The organism is Rothia nasimurium (assembly GCF_014217215.1).
Classification (GTDB): domain Bacteria; phylum Actinomycetota; class Actinomycetes; order Actinomycetales; family Micrococcaceae; genus Rothia; species Rothia avistercoris.
The window spans coordinates 1420185-1434787 of sequence record NZ_CP056080.1; the positions used below are offsets into that span (position 1 = coordinate 1420185).

At 61.9% G+C, this 14603-nt stretch carries 10 protein-coding genes; 2 read left to right on the forward strand and 8 right to left on the reverse strand.

All coding sequences use genetic code 11. The features are described 5' to 3' along the window. Positions 1 to 558 carry a flavodoxin domain-containing protein gene (locus HWU94_RS06570; protein ID WP_185173016.1) on the forward strand — a complete coding sequence of 186 codons (558 nt, stop codon included), beginning with the start codon at positions 1 to 3 and terminating at the stop codon, positions 556 to 558. A 185-nt stretch (positions 559 to 743) separates the two neighbouring features. Here the strand turns inward: HWU94_RS06570 and HWU94_RS06575 are convergent, their stop codons facing one another. The 3 genes from HWU94_RS06575 to adhP all read right to left on the reverse strand — a co-directional run bounded on the left by HWU94_RS06575 (position 744) and on the right by adhP (position 8509). Continuing rightward, positions 744 to 2207, reverse strand: coding sequence for a glutamate synthase subunit beta (locus HWU94_RS06575; protein WP_185173017.1), 1464 nt, complete (start codon positions 2205 to 2207; stop codon positions 744 to 746). Continuing rightward, positions 2200 to 6900, reverse strand: coding sequence for a glutamate synthase large subunit (gene gltB, locus HWU94_RS06580; RefSeq protein WP_185173018.1), 4701 nt, complete (start codon positions 6898 to 6900; stop codon positions 2200 to 2202). Before gltB ends, HWU94_RS06575 begins: the two co-directional genes overlap by 8 nt. 565 nt (positions 6901 to 7465) lie before the next feature. Then, entirely contained in the window at positions 7466 to 8509 is a 1044-nt protein-coding gene (adhP, locus tag HWU94_RS06585; protein ID WP_244955914.1) for an alcohol dehydrogenase AdhP, read from the reverse strand. Positions 8510 to 8691: 182 nt separating this feature from the next. On the opposite strand from adhP, the gene HWU94_RS06590 reads away from it, so the two are divergent. Continuing rightward, positions 8692 to 9714: an aminoglycoside phosphotransferase family protein gene (locus tag HWU94_RS06590; RefSeq protein WP_185173019.1), complete on the forward strand. Its 1023-nt coding sequence runs from the start codon at positions 8692 to 8694 to the stop codon at positions 9712 to 9714. A 79-nt stretch (positions 9715 to 9793) separates the two neighbouring features. On the opposite strand, the gene HWU94_RS06595 is transcribed toward HWU94_RS06590, so the two are convergent. The 5 genes from HWU94_RS06595 to trpC form a co-directional block, all read right to left on the reverse strand. Then, a complete protein-coding gene (locus HWU94_RS06595) occupies positions 9794 to 10210 on the reverse strand; it encodes a hypothetical protein (protein WP_185173020.1) in 417 nt (138 codons plus the stop codon). A gap of 318 nt (positions 10211 to 10528) precedes the next feature. Next, entirely contained in the window at positions 10529 to 11437 is a 909-nt protein-coding gene (lgt, locus tag HWU94_RS06600; RefSeq protein WP_185173021.1) for a prolipoprotein diacylglyceryl transferase, read from the reverse strand. Between the two features lie 10 nt (positions 11438 to 11447). Beyond that, entirely contained in the window at positions 11448 to 12296 is an 849-nt protein-coding gene (gene trpA, locus HWU94_RS06605) for a tryptophan synthase subunit alpha (protein ID WP_185173022.1), read from the reverse strand. After that, positions 12296 to 13648, reverse strand: a complete 1353-nt coding sequence (gene trpB / locus HWU94_RS11610) for a tryptophan synthase subunit beta (protein ID WP_237204859.1) — start codon at positions 13646 to 13648, stop codon at positions 12296 to 12298. The genes trpA and trpB overlap by 1 nt, the downstream gene beginning before the upstream one ends. Positions 13649 to 13756: 108 nt before the next feature. After that, positions 13757 to 14584 (reverse strand): indole-3-glycerol phosphate synthase TrpC, encoded by an 828-nt coding sequence (trpC, locus tag HWU94_RS11615; protein ID WP_244955915.1) that lies wholly within the window; start codon positions 14582 to 14584, stop codon positions 13757 to 13759. Positions 14585 to 14603 lie beyond the last annotated feature (19 nt).

Here is a 14603-nt window from a genome sequence, read left to right on the forward strand (position 1 = left end):
ATGAAAACACTACTGATTGCCTACGGTAGCCAGTACGGCTACACCGAGCAGTACGCCCGCTGGATCAGCCAGCAGCTAGAGGGGCGCTTTACCACCCAGCTACTCCCCCTAGACCAGCTAACCGAACGCGCCGTAGCCGACGCGGACGTCCTGGTGGCGGGCCTGAGCGACTACGGCGGGTTCCTCACCGGCGCCCAGGAGCTCAAAAAGTATGAGCAGGAACTGAGGGTCAAGCCCTTTGCCCTCTTCACTGTCTCGTTCAGTGGCCTGGCGGGGGCGAGCCAGCAGAAGCTCGATGCCCTGCTGGCCAAGAACCTGGGTGAGACCCTGGTTCAGGACGCCCTCGGCACCTTTCACCTGCGCGGCGGCCTCGACCACACCCGACTTTCTTTCAAGCACAAAACCGTGATGGTGGGCATCCGCTCAGCTATCGCCGCCCTGCCCAAGAAAACTGAAGCTAACCAGCAGATGCTTGACAGCTTCACCCGCAAAACCGTTGACTACTCCAGTCAAGAGCAGGTTGAACCGCTGGTCGAGGCAGTAGCCGCCCTAGCCTAAGGAAAGACCAAGGCGCCCACAGAAAACCGGCCCCGCCCGGTGTTTTGATGGTGCTTCGTTGCCAAAGGTAGGTAGGCAGACTCACAGCGAAGCTGCTGGCTCGGGGCTGGCGTGAATCGTCTTGTGAGCGAAGCGAACCAGACGAGAGGGTCGGCAGCGAGCGTGAGTCTGTCTACCGTCCGTCCTTAGAGCGCCAAATCGATAGCCCGGTCGCTGGGGGCGACAGGGGCCGGCAGCAGGGTGGAGCCGGTCAGGTGCTTTTCGACGGCTGCGGCGCAGGCGCGTCCTTCGGCGATAGCCCACACGACTAGGGACTGGCCGCGTCCGGCGTCGCCGCAGGAGAAGACGCCGGGGACGTTGGTCATGTAGTTCTCGTCGCGGGCCACGTTGGTGCGGCGGTCGAGTTCGGCGCCGGCCTGGGTGGTGATGGCGTCGTTTTCCTGGCCGGTGAAGCCCAGGGCCAGGAAGACCAGGTCTGCGGGGATGACATGTTCGGTGCCTGCCTTGGGCACGCGGCGGCCGTCGGGTAGGTATTCGGTTTCTGCAACCTTGAGGCCGGTGAGTTTACCGTTTTCACCCACAAATTCGACGGTTGAGGCCAGGTACTTGCGTTCGCCGCCTTCTTCGTGGGATGAGGAGACTTCGAAGACCTTGGGGAACATGGGCCAGGGCTCGTGGTCGGCACGGTCTGCCGGGGGCTGGGCGCCGATGGCCAGGGTGGTGATGGAGGCAGCTCCCTGGCGGACGGCGGTGCCGATGCAGTCTGAGCCGGTGTCGCCGCCACCGAGTACGATCACGTGCTTACCCGCTGCGTCGATGGTGGGGGCGGCGAGGTCGCCTGCTACCACGCGGTTGGCTTCGGTCAGGTAGGGCATAGCGTAGTGGACGCCGTCTAGGTCGGCCCCGGGGATGGGCAGGGCGCGGGGGGCGGTGGCACCTGTGGCAACGATGACGGCGTCGTAGCGGCGCTTGAGGTCGTCCCAGGTGATGTCCTTGCCGATTTCAACACCGGTGCGGAAGCGGGTGCCTTCTGCCTTCATGACCTCGATACGGCGGTCAACGATATCTTTTTCTAGCTTGAAGTCGGGGATGCCGTAGCGCAGCAGGCCGCCTACCTTGTCGTCGCGTTCGAAGACAGCAACGGTGAAGCCTGCCTGGGTGAGCTGCTGGGCTGCGGCTAGGCCTGCGGGGCCTGAACCGACCACAGCCACGGTCTTATCGAGCATACGGTCGGGCATAATCGGCTCGATGTAGCCGCCCTCGAAAGCCTGCTCGGCAATCGAGTACTCGATCTGTTTGATGGTCACCGCGGGCTGGTTGATGCCCAGCACGCAGGAGGTTTCGCAGGGAGCCGGGCACACGCGTCCGGTGAACTCGGGGAAGTTGTTGGTCGCGTGCAGGCGTTCTACAGCCTTTTCGGTTTGTTCCCGCCAGGTCAGGTCGTTCCATTCGGGAATCAGGTTGCCCAGGGGGCAGCCGACGTGGCAGAAGGGAACGCCGCAGTCCATGCAGCGGGAGGCCTGGGTCTTGAGAACCGCTGAGTTCTGGGCGACCTGCACCTCGTTCCAGTCAAGGATGCGCACGGGGACGGGGCGCTTGGGTCGGTCTTGACGGGTGGTTACTTTCAGAAAACCGCGGGGATCAGCCACGAGCGGTCACCTCCAAAATCTTGTTCCAAACCTGCATGGATTCGGTGTCTTCGCCGGCGGCTTCGGCCTCGGCACGGATAGCTTGTACGGCGGCGAAGTCGCGCGGGAGTACCTTGGTGATACGGGCGTAGGTGCCCTCCAGGTCTTCCAGCAGGGCGGACGCCAGGGTTGAGCCGGTCTCGGTACGGTGGCGGGTCAGCAGCTGGGCAACCTCGGCGCGGTCGTCCTCGGTTAGTTCCAGGAAGCCGAGTTCGCCGGATTCGCGGGACTGCTTGTTGACCTTGGCCATATCGAGGTCGAGCACGTAGGCGGTACCGCCGCTCATGCCCGCACCGAAGTTACGGCCGGTTGAGCCCAGAATCAGGGCCTTACCACCGGTCATGTATTCGCAGCCGTGATCGCCGATGCCTTCAACAACCGCAGTGGCACCGGAGTTACGTACCAGGAAGCGCTCACCGACGATACCGCGGATGAACATTTCACCGCTGGTGGCGCCGTAGCCGATGACGTTACCGGCTACCACGTTCTCTTCGGCAACCAGGGGGGCTGCGGCGTCCGGAGCCACGATAATGCGGCCGCCGGAGAGACCCTTGCCCACGTAGTCGTTGGAGTCGCCGGTCAGGCGGATGGTGATGCCCTGCGGCAGGAAGGCACCCAGGGACTGGCCCGCGTGGCCGGTGAGGTTGAGGGTAATGGAGTCGTGGTCCAGCACCTCAATACCGAAGGTTTTGGTGACGGTGTGGCCCAGCATGGTGCCCACGGAGCGGTCGGTGTTGACCACCGGTGAGTCGATAGCAACCGGGGTGCGGTCGCTCAGGGTTGCCTGGGCGGCTGCGATGAAGGTGTTGTCGATGTGCGCCTCGAGTTCGTGGTCCTGGTCCTTGAGGTGGCGGATGCCCTGGCCCTCGTATTCGACGGCGGTGGAGGTGAGCACCTTGGTCAGGTCGAGCCCGTCGGCCTTCCAGTGATCGATGGCCTGGGACATGTCGAGCACCTCGGCGTGGCCGATAGCTTCGTCCAGGGTGCGGAAGCCCAGCTGAGCCAGGTATTCGCGTACCTCTTCAGCGATGAACTCAAAGAAGTTGACCACGTGGTCTGCCTGGCCGGTGAAGCGGGCGCGCAGGTCGGGGTTCTGGGTAGCGACGCCCACGGGGCAGGTGTCCAGGTGGCACTTGCGCATCATGATGCAGCCTTCGACGACCAGGGGTGCGGTGGCGAAGCCGTATTCTTCGGCGCCCAGCAGGGCGGCGATGATGACGTCGCGGCCGGTCTTGAGCTGGCCGTCCGCCTGTACAACTACGCGGTCGCGCAGGCCGTTGATCATGAGGGTCTGTTGGGCTTCAGCCAGGCCGAGCTCCCAGGGGGCACCTGCGTGCTTGAGGGAGTTGAGCGGGGCTGCACCGGTGCCACCGTCGTGGCCCGAGATGAGCACGACGTCCGCCTTAGCCTTGGTGACGCCTGCGGCCACGGTGCCGATACCGATTTCAGACACCAGCTTGACGTGGACGCGGGCGGACGGGTTAGCCCGCTTGCAGTCGTAGATGAGCTGGGCGAGGTCCTCGATGGAGTAGATATCGTGGTGGGGCGGGGGCGAAATCAGGGAGACGCCGGGGGTGGAGTGGCGGGTCTTGGCTACCCAGGGGTAGACCTTGGCAGCCATGAGCTGGCCGCCCTCACCGGGCTTAGCACCCTGGGCCATCTTGATCTGGATGTCATCGGCGTTGGTCAGGTAGAGGGAGGTGACACCGAAGCGACCGGAGGCTACCTGCTTGATGGCGGAGCGACGTTCGGGGTCGAGCAGACGGTCAACGTCCTCACCGCCCTCACCGGTGTTGGACTTAGCACCCAGACGGTTCATAGCGATTGCCAGGGTCTCGTGGGCTTCCTTGGAGATGGAGCCGTAGCTCATAGCACCGGTGGAGAAACGCTTGACAATCTCACTGACGGGCTCAACCTCGTCGATGGAGATGGGGGTGCGGTCTTCGGTGAAGGTGAAGAGGCCGCGCAGGGTCATCAAATCCTTGGCCTGGTCATCAACCAGCTTGGTGTAGGACTTGAAGATGTCGTAGCGACGGGTCTTGGTCGAGTGCTGCAGACGGAAGATGGTCTGGGGGTTGAAGAGGTGGGGCGGGCCCTCGCGGCGCCAGTCGTACTCGCCGCCGGTTTCCAGGGCGCGGTGGGGCACGGAGACGCCGTCGTCGGGGTAGGCGTCGTGGTGGCGCTTGCGGGTTTCAGCTTCGATGACGTCCAGGCCCACGCCGTCCATCTGGGAGTGGGTGCCCGTGAAGAACTGGTCAACGACCTGCTGGGAGAGGCCCAGAGCCTCGAAGGTCTGCGCACCGCAGTAGGAGGAGACGGTTGAGATACCCATCTTGGACATAATCTTCTGCAGGCCCTTACCCAGAGCCTTAATCAGATTGTAGACCGCTTCGGACTCGGTCACACCGGTGATTTCGCCCTGGGCTACCAGCTCTTCTACTGATTCCATGGCCAGGTAGGGGTTGACTGCCGAGGCGCCGTAGCCAATCAGGGTGGCAACGTGGTGCACCTCGCGCACATCGCCCGCTTCAACGATCAGGGCGACCTTAGTTCGGGTGGCTGAGCGCAGCAGGTGGTGGTGGACGGCGCTGGTCAGCAGCAGGGACGGGATGGGTGCCCAGGCGCCGTTAGAGTTACGGTCTGAAAGAATCAGGAACTGCACGCCGCGTTCAACCGCGGCAGAAACCTTTTCACAGATTTCAGCGATACGGGCGCGCAGGGCTTCTTCTCCCCCGTGAGCCGGGTAGAGGCCGCTGACCTTGAGAGCGGCAGGCATGCCGTCCTCGTCTTCGATATGGGCAATCTTATCGAGCTCGTCGTTATTGATAACCGGGAAGTTAAGCCCCACGTGCTGTACCTTGACCCGGCCGTTGCGCAGCAGGTTGCCATCGGCACCGATAGAGGTCTTGAGGCTGGTCACCAGCTCTTCACGGATGGAGTCCAGCGGCGGGTTGGTCACCTGGGCAAAGGACTGCACGAAGTAGTCAAAGAGCAGGCGGTGGCGGGTGGACAGCACCGCAATGGGGGTGTCAGTGCCCATGGCGTAGATGGGCTCAGCGCCGGTCTTTGCCATCGGGGCGAGAATCTTACGCAGCTCTTCTTCGGTGTAGCCGAAGGTCTGCTGACGCTTGAGAATCGACTTGCGGGAGGCACGGATGTGTTCGCGCTCGGGCAGGTCAGCCAGGTCAACGATGTTCTCATCGGCCCACTGCTTCCAGGGCTGCTCGGCGGCAACCGCTGCCTTGACCTCTTCGTCGGGCACCAGGCGTCCTGCCTTGGTATCTACGAAGAACATCTTGCCGGGCGAAACGCGGCCCTTCTCAATGATCTTCTCTTCGGGCATGTCGACCACGCCGACCTCAGAGGCCAGAATGACCAGGCCCTCGTCGGTGACCCAGTAGCGGCCGGGGCGCAGACCGTTGCGGTCCAGGACGGAGCCGACGTTGTCGCCGTCCGTAAAAGCAATGGCGGCGGGGCCGTCCCAGGGCTCCATGAGGGAGGAGTGGTAGCGGTAGAAGGCGCGGCGGTCCTCGTCCATGGTTTCGTGGTTTTCCCAGGCCTCGGGAACCATCATCATCAGCACCTGAGCAGCCGAACGGCCCGAGAGCATCAGCAGTTCTGCAACTTCATCGAAGCTCTGGGAGTCAGAGGCACCCACCGAGCAAATCGGGAAGAGCTCTTCGGGGTTACGGCCCAGAACCGGGGACTTGAGCTGGGACTGGCGAGCGCGCATCCAGTTGCGGTTGCCCTTGACCGTGTTGATTTCGCCGTTGTGGGCGATAGTGCGGAAGGGCTGGGCCAGGGGCCAGGAGGGGAAGGTGTTGGTCGAGAAACGCGAGTGGACGATCGCCAGCTTGGTGGCAAAACGCGGGTCGGAGAGATCCGGGTAGAAGGGTTCAAGCTGCGCGGTGGTCAGCATGCCCTTGTAGACGATGGTGCGCGATGAGAAGGACGGGAAGTAGACACCGAGCTTGTGCTGGGCCCGCTTGCGCACACGGAAGGCCTTCTGGTCGAGCTGGCGGCGCTCTGAATCTTCGTCCAGGTTGATGACGGGGATGTGCCCGGTGAAGGGGGCGTTGACGGCGTCCAGGTCTTCGCCGGATGCCTCTGCGATGAACATCTGTACGAAGTAGGGCATGACCTCGCGGGCAGCCTTACCGACGATATCTACCTTGACCGGAACCTCGCGCCAGCCGAGCACGCGCAGGCCCTCGCGCTGGGCAATGTGGGTCAGGCCCTCTTTGAGCTCTTCGGCGTTTTCACCGCCGGTGGGCAGGTAGGCGGTACCCACGGCGTACTTACCGAGTTCGGGCAGCTCAAAGTCCACGACCTCGCGCAGGAAGGCATCGGGAATCTGCAGCAGAATACCGGCGCCGTCGCCGGTGCCCTCGTCCGCGCCCACAGCACCGCGGTGCTCCAGGCGGCGCAGGGCTGTCAGTGCGTGATCGACGATGTCGTGGCCGGGGGTGCCGCGCAGGGTAGCAATCATCGCCAGACCGCAGGCGTCCTTTTCATTCTCAGGGCTGTAAAGCCCGGTAGCCTCGGGAATGGAGGCAAAAGTGGTGAAGGGTGAAGGGGCGTGCCCGAGGGTGTGGGGGTCCTGGGTGAAGGTCTTATCGGCGTGGACTGCACTGCCGAGCGTGGTGTGACTCATGTGGGCCGTTCCTACTTACGTTGGGCTCTGGTGCCGGTGGAGTGGGCTAAACGGCTGGCGCACGGGAGCTGATGGTACAGGACGCCTGCGGTTTAGCCGCTCCCTTGCAGCACAAGATGTCGGTGGTCGCCTCGCTGTGACGATGGAGCGTGTGGTCACTCAAGGACGCCCGGGTGGGGGCCTGAGCCTGCGGTTCGTCTCGCATTCGGGTAGGTGCGAGAGTAATCGTCCATCAGTCTCTAGAGACTTCGTTACGTATGTGTAAATTTATACGCCCCTGCGTGTAAAGATTCAACAGGCAGCTGGGCGTTACGCGGGTGGGCTTGGAGTCACTCCCCTACTAGATAAGTTCTTTGCCTAGAAATTGAGCCCGTGTGACCTAGGAAAAACCAGATTAGGTCATGAATATTTTGCGTAATTATTCACAGGGCGACGTTACGCAGCGGCGGTAAATTGAAACAGACTCGAAACTTTGAATCTTGATATATGAGATAAATATTTCATATAGAGATTAGAAAAGTGGGGCCCTGGAAAGTTCCAGAGCCCCACTCGGCCGGTAGGCGATTTAGCGGGTTGCCCCCGTAAAGTCGAGCACCATGCGTCCGTTAATTAAGCCGGCGTGCATTTCGTCAAAGATTGCCTGAGCGTCTTCGACCGGGCGCAGCTGAACCACGGGCTTGACGCGCCCCTGGGCGCCAAATTCGAAGGCCTCGGCAAGATCCTGGCGGGTACCCACCAGAGAACCCTGTACCTTAATGCCGTCGAGTACCAGGCGGGGGATGTTAAGGTCCATCGATTCGGTAGGCAGACCCACGGCGACCACGGTACCCCCGGCGCGCACAGAGTCAACGGCCTGGTTAAAGGCTGCCTTAGCCACGGCGGTGACGACAGCGACGTGGGCACCAGCGCCGCCGGTGGTGTTCTTGATTTCTTCTACAACGTCTTCAACATTCTTGGCGTTGATGACTACATCTGCACCACTGTCCTTAGCCAGCAGCAGCTTGTCTTCGTTGAGGTCAACGGCAATGACCTGGGCGCCAAAGACGTTCTTGGCGTACTGTACAGAGAGGTTACCCAGGCCGCCAGCACCAAAGCAGACAATCCACTGGCCGGGGCGCACCCCGCTTTCCTTCACAGCCTTGTAGGTGGTCACACCCGCACAGGTAATGGAGGTTGCCTCGACCGGGTCGAGCGCGTCGGGAACCTTGACGGTGTAGTCAGCGTAGAGCAGGGTGTATTCACTCATGCCACCATCGGCGGTGTAGCCGGCATTGATAACGGAGCGGCAGAAGGTTTCACGCCCGTCGGTGCAGTATTCGCAGTGGCCGCAGCCCTTGAAGAACCAGGGAACGCAGACACGGTCGCCTACCTCGAGGTGGTCTACACCGGGGCCAACTTCGGTAATCACACCGACGCCCTCATGCCCCAGGATGCGACCGGGCTTTTCACCGAAATCACTGGCTGCTACGTGCAGGTCGGTGTGGCAGATTCCCGAGTATTCAATCTTGGCAAGCACCTGCCCGTGCCCTACTTCGGGTACGGGCACGTCCTTGATGTCTACGGTTCCATCGAGGCGGTCAGAAACAACAACGGCTTTCATCGTGGCCATGTGATAGCTCCTTACAAAATAAACCTATTAGAGTGTTGTGGCTCACTTAAAGACTAGGTGTTGAGTGTGGCTACACACCAGGGCTCTAGGGTTTTTTCTGCTCTGTTACGGTGCAAACTGCACTAAGAGCGCCGAAGGGGGATGTACCGCCATTAGCAGCGCCCGGTAGCTACACTAGAGCCATGAGTGACCAGACCGCATCCGCAGTAGCCACCAGCCAACGTGCCACTTGGGCAGACCTCCCCCGTTCCGTACAGGCGTGGGTTGAGAAAGAGCTAGGCAGCCCCGTGGTAGGCGCTGAGTCGCAAAGCGGTGGGTACAGCCTGGGCACCGCCGACCGCCTAGTGACTGCAAGCGGGCGCAGGGCCTTCCTCAAGGCTGTTGACGCTAGCCTTCACCCTTACACTGCTGACCTGCACCGGCAGGAGGGCCGCATCACCGCGTCCTTCCCCAGCAACACCCCGACCCCGGCCGTCCTTGCCACCCGCGATTTCTCAGGGGCGGACGGCGCAGGCTGGGTTGCCCTGCTTCTGGAAGATATCGAGGGGCGGCACCCGGCAAACCCCTGGCAGAAAGAGGAACTGGCCGCCGTTTTTCGAGCCTTAGAGAGCATGAGCCAGGTTCCGATTGACCCGAGCCTAAACCTGCCGGCCACCGAAGCCGACCTGACCGAGGAACTCATCTTCTGGCACAAACTCGCTCGGGGTGTAGCCCTAGAGCACCTGGCCTATGTTCAGGGCACTGATTCCTACCAGCAGCTGGTGCAGCTACTGCCCTTTATCAACCAGAAGGCTGCCGAGTTTGCCGCCTTTGTGGACGAGCATCTGGTTGCCCATCTGGCAGGGAACTCCTATGTGCATACCGATTTGCGGGGCGATAACATTCTGATTCGCCCCTCCGGCGAGGCTATTTTGATTGACTGGCCCTGGGCAACGGTGGGTAACATCCACATTGACTGGGCCTCGGTGGCAACTGACGCCCTGATTGCTGACCCCGAGCTGACTCTCACTGAGGTATACGAGCTGATGCCGGCGTCCGGGCGTCCTGAGCTCGATTTCTTGCAGGCTACTGTTGTCGCTTTTGCGGGCTACTATCTCTACGCTTCAATGCAGAAGCCCAGTGACTCTACGAATTCATCGCTGGTGGGTATGCGGGCCCACCGCGCGTCCGCCCTGCTCACCAGGCTGGTCCAGGGCAAAAACTAATCCGCACTTATTCTGATGTACCCGCAACTAGTTGCGGACTTTTCAGAATAAGTGCGGATCAGGTTCTAGTGTGTAGGTGCTATTCGCCCTCGCCCAGAATACTCGCATACGAGTTATGTGTAGGTAGGTCTTTTCCGTCTAGTGCAGAAACTGCCATTGTTACTCGCTCGTCTCTAGTCACACCTAAAGATTCATTAATTTGCTGTGGGCACTGAAGCTGATAACTAGCAATAGACGTACCATCTTCGTATGAAAGATCGACAGTAAAGCCGGTGCCCTCTTCGCCACCACACTGAGCACTAATAGAATACGCCCTGCCCTGCCCAAGGGAGAGGGTTATTTCTGAACGGTCAAAACCTTTAGTCATTGGAGTCCACGCATAAGCATCCGCAGGTGGTTCCAGACTCACTGCATCATCCCCGGATTCAGACGCGGAACAACCAGACAGGAGTATCATTCCCGCTAGCCCAAGCATTTGTAAGCGCTGTCGCTTCATATCTAGACACCACCTCTTTCGCATCTACTGGCATTCGTTGACGCGATTATATAATATTTACCTCTACCCTACCTTTTAATAAGTAGACATATCAATTTATTAAGGGGAAAAAGACCCTACCTCTTCTCTCTTCGCCCCGAGATAATCTGTAGGGTCAAGAGAAAAAGAGTAGGGTCTTAGCCAGCTGCCGCAGGTGGTAACCCCGAGAGATATACCAGACTGGCCCAGGGCAAAAAGTAATCCGCACTTATTCTGATGTACCCGCAACTAGTTGCGGACTTTTCAGAATAAGTGCGGATCAGTTTCTATGCTCGTGCGCTAGTCGCCGGAGCGGACGGACGCCGGGGCGGGCTCGTCCGCGCTGGGCACGACAGCGCCCTGCCTATAGGCACCCGGGAGCTCGCCGCGCCTACGCGCTCGTAGCCCCATCAGCGCGAACATAACGATACCCAGCAAGAAGATAGAACCAGAAGTCCACACGTGAACACGAACCCCCAGCAGCATCTCAGCGGTATCGATTCGCAAGAAAGTCTCAATCATGAGACGGCCAAAACCGTACCAGACAACGTAGGTCCAGAAGGTCTGGCCCAGCTGGAAGATGCCGCGACGGCCCAGGGCAATCAGCAGGGCCGCGCCCACCAGATTCCACAGAGACTCATAGAGGAAAGTCGGGTGAAAGAGCGTGCCCGCCGGGTACTGGTCGGGGAAGTTGGGCGATGTGGCCGAAATTTCCAGACCCCAGGGTAAGGTGGTGGGCTTGCCGAAGAGCTCCTGGTTAAACCAGTTGCCCCAGCGGCCCATAGCCTGGGCGATCATGATGCCGGGAGCGGCGGCGTCCGCAAATTTAGCCAGCGAAATCCCGTAGTGGCGGCAGGCGTACCAGGCACCCAGGCTACCGACCGAAATCGCGCCCATGATGCCGATACCGCCCTCCCAAATCTTGAAGGCATCAAGCGGGTCAGCACCCTCACCGAAGTAGGAGCCGGGGTCGGTAATCAGCACGTGGTAGAGGCGGGCACCGATAATGCCGGAGGGAATGGCCCACATGGCAACGTCCCAGACCCTCTCGGGGTCCTCGCCCCAGGCGGCCCAGCGGCGGCCGGTGAGCCACATGCACACCATAATGCCCGCCAAAATACAGAGGGCATAGAAGTGGATGGTCAGTGGGCCCAGCTCAATGGTCGAGATGGACGGCGAGGGGATAGATGCAAGAACAGTTGAAGTCACAGCCCCTACCCTACTCGCGGCCGGCCAGTTGGCGGGTCAGGGCGCCCACAGCGGACGGGCCGCCCTCAGCCAGAGCCTTGACCAGGGCGGTACCCACGATGACGCCGTCAGCGTAGGCACCGATTTCTTCAACGTGCTCGCGCTTTGAAACGCCCAGCCCCACGCAGGCAGCGGGGGCACCGGCGGTACGCAGGTCGGCCACCAGGGTTTCAGCAGCGGTATTCACCGATGAGCGGGCACCGGTCACACCCATGACAGAGACAGCGTAGACAAAGCCGCTCGAAGCCTTCGAAATCAGGGCTAGACGCTCAGGGCTGGATGAGATAGCTGCCAGGAAGATGCGGTCCAGGCCGTGCTTCTCGGACGCTTCAAACCAGTCAGCGGCCTCATCGGGAACCAGGTCGGGGGTAATCAGACCCGCACCACCGCCTGCAGCTAGCTCCCCAGCAAACCGGTCGACGCCGCGGCGCAGCACGGGGTTCCAGTAGGTCATCACCAGCACCACGGCATCGGTGGCGGCGGTAATCTCGCGGACCGCGCGGAAGAGATCGTCGGTGCGGAAGCCCTTCTCAATGGCCTCAACGGTGGCCCGCTGAATCACGGGGCCGTCCATGACCGGGTCTGAGTAGGGCAGGCCCAGCTCGATAATATCGACTCCGTTCCGGCCCATCTCAATCGCAGCCTCGATAGACTCATCAACGCTGGGGTAGCCCACCGGCAGATAGCCGATGAGGGCAGCACGCCCCTCAGCCTTGCACTCGGCAAGGCGGGCGGCCAGCTTGGAGTCGGGATTGGGGGCAGGGAAGCTACCCTTGCGCACGGAGTAGCGGGTTTCGTCCTGAAAATCGATGTGGCTCATTAGGCACCCTTGCTTTCGTTCTGTGCGGTCGTATCGTTCTGCGAGGCGGTTTCCGCTGCTGCTTCCTTGTTCCCCACGTTCAGGCTGGTCGAGGGAATAGCCTTGCCCAGGCCAAACCACTTGAGGGCGGTTTCCATATCCTTATCTCCGCGGCCGGAGAGGCAGACAATCATGGACTTTTCGTGAGCGGTGGCGGGGTCTGCGTCCGCCCATTCCTTAGCAACTCGCAGGGCACCTGCGAGCGCGTGGGCCGATTCGAGGGCGGGGATGATGCCTTCGGTGCGGCAGAGCAGGCGCAGGGCGTCCATGGCTTCGGTGTCGGTGACGGCCTGGTAGTCTACGCGGCCGATGTCTGAGAGGTAGGCGTGTTCGGGGCCGACGCCGGGGTAGTCGAGGCCCGCTGAGATGGAGTGGGACTCGATGGTTTGGCCGTCCTCGTCCTGCATGAGGTAGGTGATGGCGCCGTGGAGCATGCCGGGGCGGCCCAGGTTGATGGTGGCTGCGTGGCGGTCGGTGTCGATCCCGTCGCCGCCGGCTTCGAAGCCGTAGATTTTGACGTCGGCGTCGTCGAGGAAGGCGTGGAAGAGGCCGATGGCGTTGGAGCCGCCGCCGACGCAGGCTGCGATGCCGGTGGGTAGGGTGCCGGTGGCTTCGAGGAACTGTTCGCGGGCTTCGGTGCCGATGGCGTCGTGGAAGTAGCGCACCATGGCGGGGAAGGGGTGGGCGCCTGCTGCGGTGCCGAGTAGGTAGTGGGTGGTGTCGACGTTGGATACCCAGTCGCGCAGGGCCTCGTTGATGGCGTCTTTGAGGGTGCGGGAGCCGGTCTGCACGGCGATGACGGTTGCGCCCAGCAGCTGCATGCGGGCGACGTTCAGGGCCTGACGTTCGGTGTCTTCTTCGCCCATGTAGACCACACATTCCATGCCGAAGAGGGCGGCTGCGGTGGCGGTGGCGACCCCGTGCTGGCCTGCGCCGGTTTCGGCGATAAGGCGGGTCTTGCCCATGCGCTTAGCCAGCAGGGCCTGGCCGATAACGTTGTTGATTTTGTGGGACCCGGTGTGGTTGAGGTCTTCGCGCTTGAGGAAGAAGCGTACTCCCCCGGCTTCAGCGGAGAGGCGGGGGACCTCGGTCAGCAGGGAGGGGCGGTTGGAGTATTCGGCCGACAGGCGGCGGAATTCGTCGATGAAGTCGGGGTCGAGTTTGGCCTTTTCAAAGGTTTCTTCGAGCTCGTCCATAGCGGCAATCAGGGATTCTGCCATGTAGCGTCCGCCGTACTGCCCGAAGTAGGGGCCGGGCGCGTTTTTGAGGCTCTGGCCCGAGGCCAGGAATTGATCTGCGAGGGTTTCAGTCATGGGGTTTCCCTTCGGTGGGCTAAACGTTGAGTGTCTGATGGGGGCGGACGCCTGGGCCCGGCTCTCTCGGGGCGCGGCAGGCGCGGTGCGGGGTAAGCAGGTATGGGGTTAGGCTGGCTGGGAGCCCAGCCAGGTTTGCCGGGCCTGGGCACCGGCGGCGCGGAAGTCGCGCAGGGTCTCGGTGGGGGTGCCAGATTTTACGAGGGCCTCGCCCACCAGCACGGCCTTGGCGCCGTGCGAGGCGTAGTCGGCAACGTCCTCGGGGCTGGCAACGCCGGATTCTGCCACGATAATGGCGTCGGCGGGCAGCAGGGGGGCTAGCTTGCTGAAGTTGGCGTTATCGACCTCTAAGGTCTTGAGATTGCGCACGTTCACACCCACAATACGGGCGCCCACTGCAACAGCTCGCTCGATTTCTTCGGGGGTGTGGGTTTCGACCAGGGCGTTCATGCCGAGTTCGTGGGTGAGGTCGAGGAAGCGGCGCAGGGTGGCGTCGTCGAGGGCGGCAACGATGAGCAGGACCAGGTCGGCACCGTGGGCGCGGGCCTCCCAGATTTGGTACTCGTCGACGGTGAAGTCCTTGCGTAGAACCGGGATGCTGACGGCGGCGCGGACGGCGTCGAGGTCAGCCAGGGTTCCCTTGAAGCGGCGCTCTTCGGTGAGCACCGAAATAGCGGCCGCTCCCCCAGCCTGGTAGGCGGCGGCCAGTTCGGCGGGGTCGGGGATGTCGGAGAGGGCGCCCTTAGACGGTGAGGACCGCTTAACCTCTGAAATAATTTCAACGCTGCCAGCTTCGGCACCGCGCAGGGCAGCTAGGGCATCAAGCGCGGGAGCCTGGGCGGCGGCGCGCTGCTTGAGCTCGTCCAGTGGCAGGGCGGCGCGGCGGGTTTCGAGGTCTTCGCGGACGCCTACAATGATGTCGTCAAGTACGGTCATGGTGCCCCTTGGTGCTGGT

Coding starts and splice junctions, on each gene's coding strand:
- HWU94_RS06570 (WP_185173016.1), top strand. CDS start 1: ATGAAAACACTACTGATTGCCTACGGTAGCCAGTACGGCTACACCGAG.
- gltB (WP_185173018.1), bottom strand. CDS start 6,900: ATGAGTCACACCACGCTCGGCAGTGCAGTCCACGCCGATAAGACCTTC.
- adhP (WP_244955914.1), bottom strand. CDS start 8,509: ATGGCCACGATGAAAGCCGTTGTTGTTTCTGACCGCCTCGATGGAACC.
- HWU94_RS06590 (WP_185173019.1), top strand. CDS start 8,692: ATGAGTGACCAGACCGCATCCGCAGTAGCCACCAGCCAACGTGCCACT.
- HWU94_RS06595 (WP_185173020.1), bottom strand. CDS start 10,210: ATGAAGCGACAGCGCTTACAAATGCTTGGGCTAGCGGGAATGATACTC.
- trpA (WP_185173022.1), bottom strand. CDS start 12,296: ATGAGCCACATCGATTTTCAGGACGAAACCCGCTACTCCGTGCGCAAG.
- trpB (WP_237204859.1), bottom strand. CDS start 13,648: ATGACTGAAACCCTCGCAGATCAATTCCTGGCCTCGGGCCAGAGCCTC.
- trpC (WP_244955915.1), bottom strand. CDS start 14,584: ATGACCGTACTTGACGACATCATTGTAGGCGTCCGCGAAGACCTCGAA.